The following is a 15,027-nucleotide window of genomic DNA, read 5'->3' as shown; positions in this document are numbered from 1 at the left end:
CCATGGTGAAACTAATAGTGACACCAGAATAGAAGTTTTTTTATTTAATCAAAATCGAGGTGACCATTATGACTCCTTTATTTAAGAGGGCTCATGCCGTGAAGTATTTAGTTTTAAGTCTAGTAATCGCAGGTTTTTCTATATTCTTTTTGCTCTATCATACGGCTGCTGAGAATAATGGAGTAAAAATTGAACAAATCAAAGAAGAGACCCAAGCGCTCGAAGTTACTGGACCGCTAACCGTAAATGTAATTTTACAACAACAATATCTTGATGGGAATACAAGTGAGGAGACTGTCACGGAAACGATTTGGTCTATGGAGGACTTTTGGGCACAATATCGTGATTGGCAATTGGTGGATCAAAAAGAAGGACAGATGATATTTAGAAAAGCGGTCGATGATATCTCTCCACTACTAAAAGCGAATGGCTATTTCGGAATATCTGAGGACGGAACATTAACCATCTTCAAAGGCTTGCCAGCAGAATCTGAAGAAGTGATCCAGTCTTTCTTCCAAATTGATATTAGTAAACTTGAAAGTAGGCAGCAGGAGGAATTAAAGAAAGGAATTCCTGTCGTATCAAAGGATCATTATATTCAGGTTATCGAAAGCTTTAAGACACTTTCCATTAAACAATAAGGGACTTGGGTTAGGCACTAAGATTGAGTGTCTAACCCTTTTGTTTGTCTAGCTCAAGCACCCAGCGACTAGTAAACTTCGCTGAACGGGCGCTTTCGCTTTTCTATATATGTTTCTTCTACTATGCAAACGAAATATGGTAGAATGGTTAAAGTATATATAGAAATGCACGTTCGCATAGGGAGAGGAATCTTTTGATTGAATTTATTAATGGAAAAGTTGATTTTATTAGCCCGGAATTTATAGTAGTTGATGTATCAGGGGTTGGATATCAAATCTACACACCGAATCCGTTTTTGTTCCAAAAGGATTTAGGGCAAACGATCAAGATATTCACGTTTCAGTATGTCCGTGAAGACGTGATTGCCTTATATGGCTTTGAAACAAGGCAGGAACGAACATTATTTACCAAACTATTAAATGTTTCTGGAATTGGTCCGAAGGGGGCAATGGCAATCCTTGCTGCTGGACAGCCGGATGCAGTTGTTCAAGCCATTGAAGATGAAAATGAAAAGTTTTTAGTAAAGTTTCCGGGCGTAGGCAAGAAAACCGCTAGACAAATGATCCTAGATTTAAAGGGTAAGCTTAACGATTTGTTGTTGGATTTAATGCCCGATTTATTTGAACCTGAAAAAGTTGTCATAAATTCAGGGAAATATTCACACGACTTAGAGGAAGCAATTGAAGCTTTAAAAGTGTTAGGCTATGCTGAAAAAGAGATTACAAAAGTGATTCCGCAGTTGCAACAAGAACAGTTACCAACAGATCAATATATAAAGAAGGCTTTGCAGCTCTTACTCAGGTAGAGGAGGCGTTTTAAGTGAACGAGCGCTTAGTTTCAAGTGAATATACAGCTGATGAGGATTTGTTTGAACAAAGCCTTAGGCCGCGAGTTTTAGCACAATATATTGGGCAGGAAAAAGTAAAGCAAAATTTACAGGTTTTTATAAAAGCAGCAAAAATGAGAAATGAATCTTTGGATCATGTTTTACTTTACGGACCACCAGGACTAGGGAAAACGACGTTAGCAACGATCATTGCGAATGAAATGGACGTTCAAATAAGAACAACTTCAGGCCCTGCAATCGAACGTCCGGGAGATTTGGCCGCGATATTAACATCGCTTGAACCTGGTGATGTCCTGTTTATCGATGAAATTCATCGTTTACAGCGTACCGTGGAGGAGGTTCTTTACTCAGCTTTAGAAGATTTTTGTATTGATATTGTGATCGGCAAAGGTCCTGGTGCAAGGTCTGTAAGAATTGATTTACCACCGTTTACTTTGGTGGGGGCAACGACAAGGGTAGGGCTATTAACAGCACCATTGCGCGACCGCTTTGGGGTGCATTGCCGTTTAGAATATTATAAAGTAGAGGAATTAACCCATATTGTTGAACGGACCGCTGATATTTTTTCGATAGAAATAGACGATCTTGCTTCCATAGAAATTGCCCGCCGTTCAAGAGGGACCCCAAGGATTGCCAATCGTTTATTAAAAAGGGTTCGGGATTTTGCACAAGTACAGGGTAATGGTACAATTACAGCAGATTTAGCCAACCATTCGTTGGAAATGCTTCAGGTTGACCGATTAGGATTAGACCATATTGATCATAAATTATTAATAGGAATTATTGAGAAATTCCGCGGTGGTCCTGTGGGTCTTGATACGATTGCTGCAACAATTGGAGAAGAACCACATACAATTGAGGAAGTTTATGAACCCTATTTGTTACAGATAGGCTTTTTACAGCGGACTCCTAGAGGGAGAGTTGTAACTCCGCACGTATATGAACATTTCCATTTGGAGGTGCCGAAAAAATAATGGGAAAAATGTTAATGCTCATGGGAGTGGTCCTCATCGTAGTAGGATTTCTTTGGCAATTTATCGGGAAACTGCCCGGTGATATTGTCTTCAAAAAGGGAAATACCACTTTTTATTTTCCAATCGTTACTTCAATTGTTGTAAGTATTGTTTTATCATTAATTTTTTATGTAATTGGCCGATTTAGATAATGTGAAGGAGACAACTAGACAACTATGAAAGTTGATTTATTTAATTTTAATTTACCTGAAGAGCTTATCGCCCAAACACCTCTCACAGAAAGAACCGCTTCAAGGTTAATGGTGCTTGATAAACAAACAGGTGACTTTAAGCACGAACAGTTTAGAAATATTATTGATTATTTACAAGCCGATGATTGTCTTATTTTAAATGATACACGTGTGTTACCGGCACGACTTTTTGGTGTAAAAGAAGATACGGGTGCCCAAATAGAAGTTCTTTTATTAAAGCAGGTCGAAAATGACGTCTGGGAGACGCTAGCAAAACCGGCTAAACGGGTCAAAGTGGGTACAATTATTACATTTGGTGATGGTCGCTTAAAAGCGAAATGTATAAGTGAAGGTGATCATGGCGGTCGACATTTTGAATTCTCCTATGATGGGATTTTTTACGAAGTTTTAGATTTGCTTGGCGAAATGCCGCTGCCTCATTACATAAAAGAGCAGCTCGATGACAAAGAACGGTACCAAACTGTTTTTGCAAGAGAACGTGGATCAGCAGCCGCGCCTACAGCTGGTTTGCATTTTACAAAAGAACTTCTCGAAGAAATTAAGCAAAAAGGGGTTCACGTTGCTTTTATTACTTTACATGTTGGTCTAGGTACATTCAGACCTGTAAGTGCGGAATCTGTAGAAGATCACGATATGCATGCGGAATTTTATCAAATGACGCAAGAAACTGCGGATTTATTAAATCGGGTTAAGGCTGATGGCGGTCGAATCATTTCAGTAGGGACCACTTCAACAAGAACGCTTGAAACGATCGCTTCCGGGCATGATGGTCAATTTCAGGAAACATCAGGTTGGACAGATATTTTTATTTACCCAGGCTATGAGTTTAAAGCCATTAATGGGATGCTGACAAACTTCCATCTGCCAAAATCTACATTAATGATGTTAATCAGTGCTTTGGCTGGACGTGAACATGTATTAAAGGCCTATGAAGAGGCAGTTAAAGAAAGGTATCGCTTTTTCAGCTTTGGCGATGCAATGCTTATCATTTAGTAAAGGGGAATTTCAGTGACGGCTATTCGTTATGAATTGATTAAAACATGTAAACAAACAGGAGCTAGGCTTGGGCGGGTAACGACACCGCACAGTACATTTGAAACACCAGTATTCATGCCGGTAGGGACACTTGCAACAGTAAAGACAATGAGTCCTGATGAACTAAAGGAAATGGGTGCAGGGATTATATTAAGTAATACATACCACCTTTGGTTAAGACCAGGGGAAGATATTGTGCAGGAAGCGGGAGGTCTCCATTCATTTATGAATTGGGACGGTTCGATTTTAACGGACTCCGGCGGATTTCAAGTGTTTAGTTTAAGTGATCTCCGCGATATTACGGAAGAAGGCGTTCACTTTAGAAACCATTTGAATGGAGAGAAGCTATTTCTTTCGCCTGAAAAAGCGATGCAAATTCAAAATGCTTTAGGTTCTGATATTATGATGGCATTTGATGAATGCCCACCATATCCGGCAACACCTGAATACATGAAAAATTCCGTGGAGCGGACAAGCAGATGGGCTGAACGCTGTTTAGAAGCACATTCAAGAAAAGAGACCCAAGGGTTATTTGGCATTGTGCAAGGCGGAGAATATGAAGAGTTTCGAAAGCAAAGTGCAAAAGACCTGGTCTCACTAGATTTCCCAGGGTATGCAGTTGGCGGTCTTTCTGTTGGAGAACCAAAAGAAGTGATGAACCGTGTCTTAGAGTTTACAACACCATGGCTTCCGGAGAATAAGCCACGGTATTTAATGGGGGTTGGCTCGCCGGATTCCTTAATAGATGGGTCTATTCGTGGCATTGATATGTTTGACTGTGTGTTGCCTACACGTATTGCCAGAAACGGTACAGTCATGACAAGTGTTGGCCGACTAGTAGTTCGAAATGCTAAGTATGCTAGAGATTTTACACCATTAGATCCAAATTGTGACTGTAAAGTATGTAAAAATTATTCCCGTGCTTACATTCGTCATTTAATTAGATGTAATGAAACGTTCGGTATAAGGCTTACTACTTACCATAATCTATATTTTCTGTTAAAATTAATGGAGAATGTTCGACAAGCCATCCGTGAGGACCGCCTAGGTGATTTCCGTGAAGAATTTTTTGAACAGTATGGGTTTAATCGACCTGATGCGAAAAATTTCTAATCTGGTGTTCTTTTGAATTAACATAGAATATTTTGGATGGTTGTAGAATATGTTCTATCAATACCAAATACATAGACAAGCAGTGAAAGGGGTGAAATAAAAATATGGATACACTCGTTCAATTATTACCATTAATAGCGATGTTTGCGATTTTCTACTTTTTGCTTATTCGTCCACAGCAAAAACGCCAAAAGGCTGTACAATCAATGCAGTCAAATCTTCAGAAAAATGATCGTGTCGTAACAATCGGGGGACTTCACGGGATCATTGATTCAATTGATGAAGACAAAGTTGTCATTAAATGTGGTGACGGGTCAAGGTTAACATTTGACCGTAACGCTGTTCGTGAGGTAAAACACGATTAAAAATAAAGCGGAAGTGCTTGTTGGGTACTTCCGCTTTTCATTGTCCAGCTTCAGCTTTTCTTCTATTATGCTCTCTTCCCTGTTATATTAACCCCAATTACTCCTCCTAAGACAGCGATGATAATATATCCAATGTGATAGGACATCTGCTCAATCGAAAAGCTCGTCTGGTACCCCAAAAATTGAACTAGGAATATCAACAACGTAAATAACACTCCTGTACCACCGCCGACAAACCACCCCTTTTGTTTCCCTTTACCACCTGAAACGAATCCCCCAATAAATAGCGCAAGGAAGGAAAGGGTTAAAATTACCCAAGTTAAAGAAGATTCTTGGATTTTAGTAAAACGAAGTAGTAAGGATAAAACAATACTAGATGTTAGAACGATGACAAAGGTCGTTATTACTCCATATAAAATTGCCGCAAACGAGTTTTTTGCCATTTATACGCCTCCTTCAATTCCCATAGAGGTTGTTCAACCCTTATTAAAAACTTATTCGTTCGGACAAATTTTAGAACAAGAAAAGCGGAGGCGCCTGTTAAGCGAAGTCCACTAGTCGCTAGGCGCCGGGGCCGGACAAAGAAAATTGGAAAAACCTTCGTATTATGTTTATGACTCTCAAGGTCAAACTATATAAAGGGTCGACAAAGATGTACGTGATAAGGAGCGATCAAATTGGAAATTTGGACAGTAATTTTGCGGACTCTGTTTCTATATTTGTTGATCGTTATTATCTTTCGATTAATGGGAAAACGAGAGATCGGGGAATTAAGTCTTTTAGATTTGGTGGTTTTTATTATGATAGGTGAGATGGCGGTGGTAGCAATTGAGAAGCCGGATAAGCCGTTACTCATCGCCGTACTGCCAATGATATTATTGCTATTAATTCAGCTTACGCTGTCAATTTTTTCTTTAAAAAGTCAAAAAGTACGCGATGCTGTAGATGGTCAACCGTCGCTCATTATTGATCAGGGACAAATTAATGAAGAAGAAATGAGGAGGCAACGCTATAATATTGATGACCTTTTGACACAATTGCGTGAAAAGGACATTAAAAACGTAGCTGATGTTGAATTCGCCATACTAGAAACAACAGGAAAGCTTTCTGTTTTTGAGAAAGATAAATATAATCAAACAGATCAAGCATTCAACCTTCCTTTTCCGTTAATAAAGGACGGAAAAGTCCAAGAAGACCAGTTAAAGCGAATTCATAAAACAAATTTGTGGTTACGGCAAGAGCTTCGGAAATTAGGGCACAAAGAACTAAAAAATATAACCTATTGTTCGATCGACGATAATGGAAAGTTGTTTGTTGATGTCAAGGATGACAAAAAATAAAAATAAGGCTTCTTCTTTATAAAAGGAGCCTTATCGTTTTTTACTATCTGGAATTAGCATGGCTAAACGAGGGCCAACATAAGGAATTCTATTTATTTCTTCTTTTGACACTAATTTTAAAATAATCAGCAATAAGAAGTACAAAATAGAGGTACCCATAATGGCTATTAAAGTTCTTGTTAACAGTGATGCATCAATAATGAAATGTGTAAAAATATATCCGCCGAATATACCAGAAGCAACTATCGTTACAATACTTTTAAGATAATCTTTTACATAAAAAGTGTAACTAATTGTTTTAATAATCGTGGCAAAATGCAGAAGAGTGACAAGTAATATTCCTAGTACAATCGCAATGGCTACCCCCATAATCCCAAATTCCGGTCTTGATGCAAATGCAAATATCGCAACTATTTTTACAACAGCACCAATAAGGCTGTTAATCATGGCTGCTTTTGCTAGGTCAAGTGCTTGTAAAGTAGCCTGTAAAGGACCTTGGAAATAAGACAATAAGAAAAAAGGAGCCATTAACTGCACATAGACAGCGGGTTTAGTTGTATTAAACATTAATTCCATGAGCGGTGTTGCAAATACATATAATATCACAATGGAAAGTCCGCCTGTCACTAATGATAACCGTAATGCTTGCTGCAAGCGATGTTCGATGACTAATGATTGCCCTTTGGCAGCCGCTTCACTAATAGCGGGAACTAAAGAAACTGACAAAGATGTTGTAACAAAGGATGGAAGTAAGAGAAGCGGGATTGCATATCCTGTCAGTTGCCCGTATTGCATCGTTGCCAGTGCCGTTGCCACACCTGCAATCGCTAAACTTTGGGAAACAACGATGGGTTCGACAAAGTACGAAAGTGATCCAATTAAGCGGCTTCCTGTTGTTGGAAGGGCAATTCTCAGCAAATCATCTAAAGTGCTTTTCCCAGCTTTCATTTGTTTAAAAAAATTGCGGCGAACCTTAATTTGTTTTCTCATTTTAAACATCGTCAGCATAAATAGTAACGATGCCAATTCGCCTAATACGGCGGAAATCATTGCACCTGCTGCCGCAAATTCCACACCATATGGCAATAATGCTTTTGTAATAACGGCCACTAAAGCAATACGAACAACTTGTTCAATTACCTGTGAATAAGCAGCAGGACGCATGTTTTGCAGTCCTTGGAAATATCCGCGTAAAACGGAGGACAATGCGATAATGGGAACAACTGGTGATATCGCTATTAACGGGTAATAGGTTCGTGAATCCGTTAATAAAGTATTTGATAAAATCGGTGCAAGGACGATCATGCCCGTTGTGAAAATAATACTTGTGACTCCGGTAACTGCAAGGGAAACGACGAGAATTTTCTTGATTTTATGGCGATCACCTAATGTCTCAGCCTCTGCCACTAACTTCGATATGGCAACAGGCAGCCCCAACTGTGTAAGCGTTATGGCTAGGATAAAAGTGGGCACGGCCATCATATACAGTCCGACGCCCTCTTCCCCCATAATTCTTGCAACAACAATTCGATTAACAAATCCCAAAAAGCGGGTAACGAGCCCTGCTAAAATTAAAATTAAAGTTCCTCTTAAAAAACTTTGTTTAAATTGTTTAGACATTTTCGCCCCTACCTTCAAAAATCTAACGATAAACGATACAATAATTTATATGCTGTTAACATGGGCAAGCATGACAAGTTTATCTTTGGTAATCTTAAGGAGGGATAAAAATGGAGGTAGAGAGACATCCTGTAGATTTTTATAAACATCAAGTAGAGCCTGTACTGCAAAGTAAGATGGAAGAGTTTGTATTAATGGGGTATGATCGAGTAACCATCCAAGAGGTATGGGACTGTTTGCATAAAAAGAAATGGAAGAAAAAAGCGGACAAGTTTCTCCATGAGGTTGTTGCTGATATTTTAACACTTAGTGTAGGCGAGTATATGAGCTATTTGACAATCGAAGCCTTCAAAGGCCCTGATTATTTTAGTCAATTTGAAAATGAGAAGTAAACGAGAAATCCGGGTAACAAATTGACATCTGTTACGACATTTTTCTATAATGGACATACTGTTATTATATTTACATAAATAGATTAGTTTTATTTGGAACGGGAGTTAATCCCGTTGTTTTTTCGTGCAGGTTAAGAAAGAATAGAAGCCGCGCATATTGTCGTCTTTTGTTCTTAAAAGGAGGAGCAATTTATGGTTAAAAGAGGACGGATATTAGCATTTTTCCTGATCGTCCTGCTGGTAGGAAATCTGATGGGATTCTCAACAAATGGAATTCTGAAAAACATTAAATTAGGACTTGATCTTCAAGGTGGATTTGAAATTTTATATGATGTGAAGCCTATTAATGCAAATCAAAAGGTCGACCGTGATCTCTTATTAAGCACGGTCAGTGCTTTAAATAAACGGATTAACGTATTAGGCGTAAGTGAGCCTATTATCCAAATTGAAGGAAATGATCGGATTCGCGTTCAGTTAGCAGGCGTGCAAGACCAGGAGAAAGCTCGTGAAATTCTTTCTACACAAGCAAAGCTTACATTTAGAGACGTGTTTGACCAGAAATTGTTGGATGGTGGGGATTTACAGGAAGGCGGTGCTGCTCAATCATTCGATGACAAAAATAGGCCTATCGTCACTCTAACTCTTAAAGATGCTGATAAATTTGGACAAGTTACACAGCAAATTTTAAGCATGAAGCCAAACAACCTTATGGTAATTTGGTTGGATTTCATTGACGGTGTTGACTCGTTTGCAGCAGAATCACAAAAAGACCCTAGTCAACAAAAGTATTTATCGGCTGCAACTGTTAGCCAGGTTTTAAATACGAAAAATGTAATGATTAGCGGGAACTTTACGATTGAAGAAGCAAAGCAATTGGCTGACCTTTTGAATGCCGGATCATTACCAGTTGATTTACATGAAGTGTTCTCAACATCAATTGGAGCATCATTCGGTGAACTAGCCTTACATGATACAATTTTTGCAGGGCTAATCGGTATTGCATTAATTTACTTGTTCATGTTGGTATATTACCGTTTCCTTGGATTTATTGCGGTTGTTGCGTTATCTATCTATATTTGGCTCATACTAGTAGTGTTTGACTGGATGAATGCTGTTTTAACGCTACCGGGAATTGCAGCGTTAATTCTTGGGATTGCTATGGCGGTAGATGCCAACATTCTCACCTATGAGCGGATAAAAGAAGAAATTAGAGCGGGGAAATCAATGATGTCGGCATTTCGAGCCGGTAGTAAACACTCCTTCAGAACTATTCTCGATGCTAACTTAACTTCGATTATAGCAGCGGTTGTTTTATTCTACTACGGTACAAGCTCGGTTAAGGGTTTTGCGACAATGTTGATTATTAGTATCTTGGTTAGCTTTGTAACAGCTGTCTGGGGCTCTAGATTATTATTACAATTATGGGTCAATAGCCGTTTCTTAAATAACAAAGTTAGCTGGTTTGGCGTGAAAAAGAGCCAAATTCGTGATATTCATGAATATAACGAAGAAGAACTTGTTGTTCGAGGTCCATTAAGAAACGCTGACTTTATCAAACATCACAGGATCTATTTTATGGTGTCAGGGGCCATGACTGTCATTGGTATAATTGCCCTTTTAACAATGGGTCTCAACTTAGGGATTGATTTTGCGAGTGGTACAAGGATTGAAATTCAAGCACCTAATCATCAGTTAACGAAAGACGTATTAACGAAGGAATTTGATGAATTAGGGTATAAGATTGAGGATATTACATTAGCAGGTAATAATAATGAAATGAGCATATCTCGTTTTGTTGGTGTCCTTTCCAAAGAGGAAGTTGCCAAAGTAAAAGCCCATTTTGTTGATAAATACGGTGTTGAGCCAAACATCAGTACAGTATCACCAACTGTAGGTAAGGAACTTGCTAAGAATGCTTTCAAAGGAATTATGTTTGCATCCCTTGGTATTGTCCTTTATGTAGCCTTCCGTTTCGAATGGTATTTCGGGTTTGCGACGATTGTTTCGCTATTACATGATGCATTTTTAATTATCACCATCTTCAGCATTTTAAGAATTGAGGTTGACTTGACATTTATCGCTGCGGTTCTTACGGTCGTCGGTTTCTCGGTACACGACACGATTGTTACGTTTGACCGAATTCGCGAAAATATGAAAATAAAGAAACGTGTGAAAACCTATGATGATTTAGCGGAAATTGTCAATAAAAGTTTGATCCAGGTGATGGCCCGTTCTATCAACACGGTTTTAACCGTTTTAATTGCATCGGGAGTACTTTGGATTTTTGGAGCGGAATCGATCAAAAATTTCTCATTAGCTTTATTAGTTGGTTTAATAGCTGGCGCGTATTCTTCCATCTTCATTGCTGCGCAGCTTTGGTTAGTTATGAAGGCTAAAACACTTGGTAAAACGAAAACAAAACCAAAGGATAAAGAAAAAGATTATGATCCTGAACCACAAGTTTAAGGGAAAACAGAGAAAAATCGGCATAATGCCGATTTTTTTTTTGTCCAGTTGCAAAGAAATTTTATCTCTTAAATAGGGTAATCTACTCATATAGATTTTCCCGAGGTGATGATGTGGAAACAAACGAAAGATTTCGACAGGCGGAACGTGCAGCTGTCGTTGGGGCAATTGGGAATGTCGTGTTAGCCATTGTAAAAGGGATCCTTGGAGTAATGGGAAACAGCCGTGCCCTTGTCGCGGATGCAGCCAATTCGGCATCGGATGTTTTAGGTTCGATTGCGGTATTTGTAGGGTTAAGGGCTGCCAAACAACCACCCGATAAAGAACACCCTTACGGTCACGGGAAGGCAGAATCGATTGCAGCGATCATTGTTGCTGTATTGCTTTTTATAGTTGGAGTTGAAATGGGAAAAGGGTCAATTGAAGCATTTTTCCACCCAATATCTGCTCCGAATATGTTAGCAGTATATGGCGCCTTGATTTCAATCCTTATTAAAGAAATGTTATTTCGATATACATTTCGAATTGGTAAAAAAGTTAAAAGTGATGCAATCATTGTCAGTGCCTATGACCACCGTACTGACGTTTTTTCCTCGCTTGCAGCCCTTATTGGAATTGGAAGTGCGTTAGTAGGGGAAAGATTCAATGTTCCTTGGCTCAAGTATGCAGATCCGTTGGCCGGGGTATTAGTATGTTTATTAATTTTAAAAATGGCATGGACGGTTGGGTCGGAATCAATTGTAAACACGATGGACCGTGTTTTACAGGAGGATGAAACGGAAGAACTGCGAAAAACGGTTGAAACGGTTCCTGATGTTAAAAGGATCAACGAGCTTTTTGCAAGGGAACATGGACATTATGTCATCGTTGATATTAAGATCGCCGTAGATCCGTTTATAACTGTTGAAGAAGGTCATCGGGTCGGGAAAAAGGTTAAAGAACAGTTGCTGAAGTTGAATAATGTTTATAATGTTTTTGTGCATATCAACCCCTATGCACCAGAATAATCGATTGGAGGTTTAATAATATATCCATTTGCCACTACTTTACCTTTTTTGTATAATTAACAGGTTAAGGAGTGGTATTTTTGTTACAGTCAAAATCACGTTGGATCATACAAGATTGTGATCGAATTTTATCAGAAGCATTATCAAATGAACTTAATATATCACCTCTTGTTGCAAATTTATTAGTAAATAGAGGAATTGTAACAGCAGAAACTGCCAATCATTTTTTAAATAAAGATGCAGCGAACTTTCATGATCCGTTTTTACTGGATTCAATGGATATTGCCATTGCAAGAATTGAAACGGCAATTGAAAACAATGAAAAGATTCTTGTGTACGGTGACTATGATGCGGATGGAGTATCAAGTACAACGGTTATGGTTCGAGCATTAGAAGAAAAGGGAGCAAGGGTAGATTTTTATATCCCTAATCGTTTTACAGAGGGGTATGGCCCGAATGAGGCTGCTTTTAGATGGGCAGGTAATGAAGGCTATACTGTAATCATTACGGTCGATACGGGAATTTCTGCAATACACCCGGCAAAGATTGCAAAAGAGTTAGGAATCGATTTAATTATTACTGACCACCATGAAGTGTCACCAGAATTACCGGAGGCATTTGCGATTATACATCCGCGAAAACCGGGCGGCCATTACCCTTTTGGTGAACTCGCTGGGGTTGGAGTTGCCTTTAAAGTAGCCCATGCTTTATTAGGGAAATTACCGAAGCATTTGCTTGAATTTGCGGTAATTGGTACGATTTCAGACTTAGTTCCGTTAAAAGATGAAAATCGTTTAATTGCTAGTTTGGGATTAAAAGCGATGCAGAATACAACCAATCCAGGACTACGAGCTCTTCTTAAAATAGCCGGAATGGAAGACAAGGAAATTAATGAAGAAACAATCGGTTTTGCAATTGGACCAAGGATTAATGCGGTTGGACGACTAGGATCAGCTGATCCTGCAGTCGAATTGTTAATGACTGATTCTAAGGAAGAAGCTGAAATGATCGCGGCTGAAATAGATGAAATCAATCGTGATCGCCAAACACTAGTAAATGAGATCACAGAAGCAGCAATCGCCGAGGTTGAAAAACATTTTCCTCTGGAAGAAAACAAGGTGTTAGTGATCGCGAAAGAAGGCTGGAATCCGGGTGTTATTGGTATTGTTGCTTCGAGGCTTGTTGAAAAATTTTATCGACCAGCAATCGTTTTAAGCATTGATAGGGAGAAAGGTGTCGCCAAAGGATCGGCAAGAAGTATTGAGGGATTTGATTTGTTCGAAAATCTATCTACATGCCGTGATATTCTTCCGCACTTTGGCGGCCATGCAATGGCAGCGGGAATGATATTAAAATTAGAAGATGTTGAAATACTAAGAAACCGATTAAATCATTTAGCTAGTGAGATATTAACAGAAGAGGACTTCACCCCATTAATGAACGTCGATATAAGATGTTCATTGGATGACGTGAGTGTTGCAACGATTGAAGAAATGCTGCAATTAGCACCATTTGGGGTTGGCAATCCCAAACCGCTTGTTTGTATAGAGGGAGTTTCCTTACAACAAATTCGAAAAATTGGCAGTGGAATGAACCATTTGAAGGTTATTTTTGAAAAAGACGGACAGGTTTTGGATGCAATCGGATTTGGGTACGGATACTTGGCTGATGAAATCTCACCATTGTCAACCGTTAAAGTAGTCGGTGAATTATCGATCAACGAATGGAATGGCTTTAGAAAGCCGCAATTAATGCTAAAGGATGCAGCTGTCGAGGAATGGCAGTTATTTGACTTTAGAGGTAAAAAAGAAATAATAAAAAAACAACTGCAAAGTTCTAATCGAACACAGGAAACGATGATCGCATTTAGAGAAGAGACAATTGCCCGCTTACAATTAGAGGATTGGAAACATCAAATTGTTCTCGTTCGGGATTTAAATTCGATCGACCATATTAGAAATAATAGTAAATCGCTTGTCATATTAGATTTGCCTTATGAATCAAAATTATTGGAAGATCTTTTACAGCAGGCAATGCCTGAACGAATATATGCGGTATTAGACCATAAAGATGAGCATTTTTTTAGTACATTACCTACCCGAGATCATTTTAAATGGTATTATGCTTTTTTATTAAAGCAACAGCCATTTGATGTTAAGAAATATGCAGATGCACTTTCGAAGAAAAAAGGTTGGTCAAAAGAAACGATTCATTTTATGACACAGGTGTTTTTTGATTTAGAATTTGCTAAAATAGAAAATGGTCTGATTACACTTGTCGAAAATCCAGCTAAAAGGGATTTTGAATCATCAAAAACTTATAATCAAAAACAAGAGTTATTAAAGATGGAAGCAGAACTAGTATACTCTTCTTATCAATCTTTAAAGGAATGGTTTGATAGAGTGATTAAAACGTCCTGTATAGTAGAGGAGGAAGTCGTAATATGAACTACAAAGATTACATCGCATTAGTACCAGATTGGCCTAAAGAAGGAATTCAATTTAAAGATATTACACCATTGATGGATCATGGTCCTGCCTTTAAAAGTGCGGTAGATGATATAGTTGCCTATGCAAAAGATAAAGATATTGATGTTATTGTTGGTCCAGAGGCTCGCGGATTTATTGTTGGCTGCCCTGTTGCCTATGCATTAGGAATTGGCTTTGCGCCAGTTCGAAAGGAAGGGAAGCTTCCAAGAGAAGTGATTCGCGTTGAATACGGACTTGAATATGGAAAAGATATATTAACAATGCACAAAGATGCGATAAAACCGGGACAAAGAGTCTTGATTGTCGATGATTTGTTGGCAACCGGTGGCACGATGGATGCATCGATTCGATTAGTAGAACAGCTTGGCGGGGTTGTTGCTGGCTTAGCGTTTTTAGTTGAATTAACTTATTTAGATGGTCGTTCTAAGCTTAAAGGGTATGATGTTTTAACTTTAATGGAATATTAATTATTTATTTTTTCGCAAG

Annotated in this window: 15 protein-coding genes; 13 read left to right on the top strand and 2 right to left on the bottom strand. The window is 38.7% G+C overall.

Translation table 11 applies throughout. The annotated features are described in order from the left end of the window. Window positions 1–98: 98 nt before the first annotated feature. From BAZO_RS11885 to yajC, 7 genes are all read left to right on the top strand, one after another. Window positions 99–641 carry an intercompartmental signaling factor BofC gene (locus BAZO_RS11885; protein ID WP_003331782.1) on the top strand — a complete coding sequence of 181 codons (543 nt, stop codon included), beginning with the start codon at window positions 99–101 and terminating at the stop codon, window positions 639–641. A 194-nt stretch (window positions 642–835) separates the two neighbouring features. Next, window positions 836–1,447 (top strand): Holliday junction branch migration protein RuvA, encoded by a 612-nt coding sequence (ruvA, locus tag BAZO_RS11880; protein ID WP_003331781.1) that lies wholly within the window; start codon window positions 836–838, stop codon window positions 1,445–1,447. 14 nt (window positions 1,448–1,461) lie between these two features. Then, window positions 1,462–2,463, top strand: coding sequence for a Holliday junction branch migration DNA helicase RuvB (gene ruvB / locus BAZO_RS11875; RefSeq protein ID WP_003331780.1), 1,002 nt, complete (start codon window positions 1,462–1,464; stop codon window positions 2,461–2,463). After that, a complete protein-coding gene (locus tag BAZO_RS11870; protein WP_003331779.1) occupies window positions 2,463–2,654 on the top strand; it encodes a DUF2905 domain-containing protein in 192 nt (63 codons plus the stop codon). Before ruvB ends, BAZO_RS11870 begins: the two co-directional genes overlap by 1 nt. A 24-nt stretch (window positions 2,655–2,678) precedes the next feature. Further along, a complete protein-coding gene (queA, locus tag BAZO_RS11865) occupies window positions 2,679–3,707 on the top strand; it encodes a tRNA preQ1(34) S-adenosylmethionine ribosyltransferase-isomerase QueA (RefSeq protein WP_003331778.1) in 1,029 nt (342 codons plus the stop codon). Window positions 3,708–3,722: 15 nt separating this feature from the next. Further along, window positions 3,723–4,862, top strand: a complete 1,140-nt coding sequence (gene tgt, locus BAZO_RS11860; RefSeq protein WP_003331777.1) for a tRNA guanosine(34) transglycosylase Tgt — start codon at window positions 3,723–3,725, stop codon at window positions 4,860–4,862. Window positions 4,863–4,966: 104 nt separating this feature from the next. Beyond that, window positions 4,967–5,227 (top strand): preprotein translocase subunit YajC, encoded by a 261-nt coding sequence (gene yajC, locus BAZO_RS11855; protein ID WP_003331776.1) that lies wholly within the window; start codon window positions 4,967–4,969, stop codon window positions 5,225–5,227. A gap of 65 nt (window positions 5,228–5,292) precedes the next feature. On the opposite strand, the gene BAZO_RS11850 is transcribed toward yajC, so the two are convergent. Then, on the bottom strand, window positions 5,293–5,670 hold the full coding sequence (locus BAZO_RS11850) for a TIGR04086 family membrane protein (RefSeq protein ID WP_003331775.1): 378 nt from the start codon (window positions 5,668–5,670) through the stop codon (window positions 5,293–5,295). A 234-nt stretch (window positions 5,671–5,904) separates the two neighbouring features. Here BAZO_RS11850 and BAZO_RS11845 point away from each other — a divergent pair, with 234 nt between their 5' ends. Further along, window positions 5,905–6,567: a DUF421 domain-containing protein gene (locus tag BAZO_RS11845; RefSeq protein WP_003331774.1), complete on the top strand. Its 663-nt coding sequence runs from the start codon at window positions 5,905–5,907 to the stop codon at window positions 6,565–6,567. Between the two features lie 30 nt (window positions 6,568–6,597). On the opposite strand, the gene spoVB is transcribed toward BAZO_RS11845, so the two are convergent. Then, the gene (gene spoVB / locus BAZO_RS11840) at window positions 6,598–8,187 is read right to left on the bottom strand and encodes a stage V sporulation protein B (protein ID WP_003331773.1); all 1,590 of its coding nucleotides are present in this window, start codon (window positions 8,185–8,187) and stop codon (window positions 6,598–6,600) included. Window positions 8,188–8,297: 110 nt separating this feature from the next. Between spoVB and BAZO_RS11835 the strand changes: the two genes are divergently transcribed. The 5 genes from BAZO_RS11835 (at window position 8,298) to BAZO_RS11815 (ending at window position 15,008) form a co-directional block, all read left to right on the top strand. Then, window positions 8,298–8,579: a post-transcriptional regulator gene (locus tag BAZO_RS11835; protein ID WP_003331772.1), complete on the top strand. Its 282-nt coding sequence runs from the start codon at window positions 8,298–8,300 to the stop codon at window positions 8,577–8,579. A 192-nt stretch (window positions 8,580–8,771) separates the two neighbouring features. Next, complete coding sequence (secDF, locus tag BAZO_RS11830; RefSeq protein ID WP_003331771.1) at window positions 8,772–11,045, top strand: protein translocase subunit SecDF; 2,274 nt, start codon at window positions 8,772–8,774, stop codon at window positions 11,043–11,045. Window positions 11,046–11,158: 113 nt separating this feature from the next. Then, entirely contained in the window at window positions 11,159–12,052 is an 894-nt protein-coding gene (locus BAZO_RS11825) for a cation diffusion facilitator family transporter (protein WP_003331770.1), read from the top strand. Between the two features lie 80 nt (window positions 12,053–12,132). Beyond that, a complete protein-coding gene (recJ, locus tag BAZO_RS11820) occupies window positions 12,133–14,499 on the top strand; it encodes a single-stranded-DNA-specific exonuclease RecJ (protein ID WP_003331768.1) in 2,367 nt (788 codons plus the stop codon). After that, a complete protein-coding gene (locus BAZO_RS11815) occupies window positions 14,496–15,008 on the top strand; it encodes an adenine phosphoribosyltransferase (protein WP_003331767.1) in 513 nt (170 codons plus the stop codon). Before recJ ends, BAZO_RS11815 begins: the two co-directional genes overlap by 4 nt. Window positions 15,009–15,027: the final 19 nt, after the last annotated feature.

Origin of the sequence: Schinkia azotoformans LMG 9581 (genome assembly GCF_000307855.1) — a bacterium.
GTDB lineage: Bacteria > Bacillota > Bacilli > Bacillales > Bacillaceae_J > Schinkia > Schinkia azotoformans.
Note: the sequence above shows the minus strand (reverse complement) of the source record. Positions and strands in the feature narration are given on the sequence as shown.

Bases quoted from the DNA above. Each gene is read 5' to 3' on its own strand.
- BAZO_RS11870 (WP_003331779.1), top strand. From the start codon at position 2,463: ATGGGAAAAATGTTAATGCTCATGGGAGTGGTCCTCATCGTAGTAGGA.
- queA (WP_003331778.1), top strand. From the start codon at position 2,679: ATGAAAGTTGATTTATTTAATTTTAATTTACCTGAAGAGCTTATCGCC.
- yajC (WP_003331776.1), top strand. From the start codon at position 4,967: ATGGATACACTCGTTCAATTATTACCATTAATAGCGATGTTTGCGATT.
- BAZO_RS11850 (WP_003331775.1), bottom strand. From the start codon at position 5,670: ATGGCAAAAAACTCGTTTGCGGCAATTTTATATGGAGTAATAACGACC.
- spoVB (WP_003331773.1), bottom strand. From the start codon at position 8,187: ATGTCTAAACAATTTAAACAAAGTTTTTTAAGAGGAACTTTAATTTTA.
- BAZO_RS11835 (WP_003331772.1), top strand. From the start codon at position 8,298: ATGGAGGTAGAGAGACATCCTGTAGATTTTTATAAACATCAAGTAGAG.
- secDF (WP_003331771.1), top strand. From the start codon at position 8,772: ATGGTTAAAAGAGGACGGATATTAGCATTTTTCCTGATCGTCCTGCTG.
- BAZO_RS11815 (WP_003331767.1), top strand. From the start codon at position 14,496: ATGAACTACAAAGATTACATCGCATTAGTACCAGATTGGCCTAAAGAA.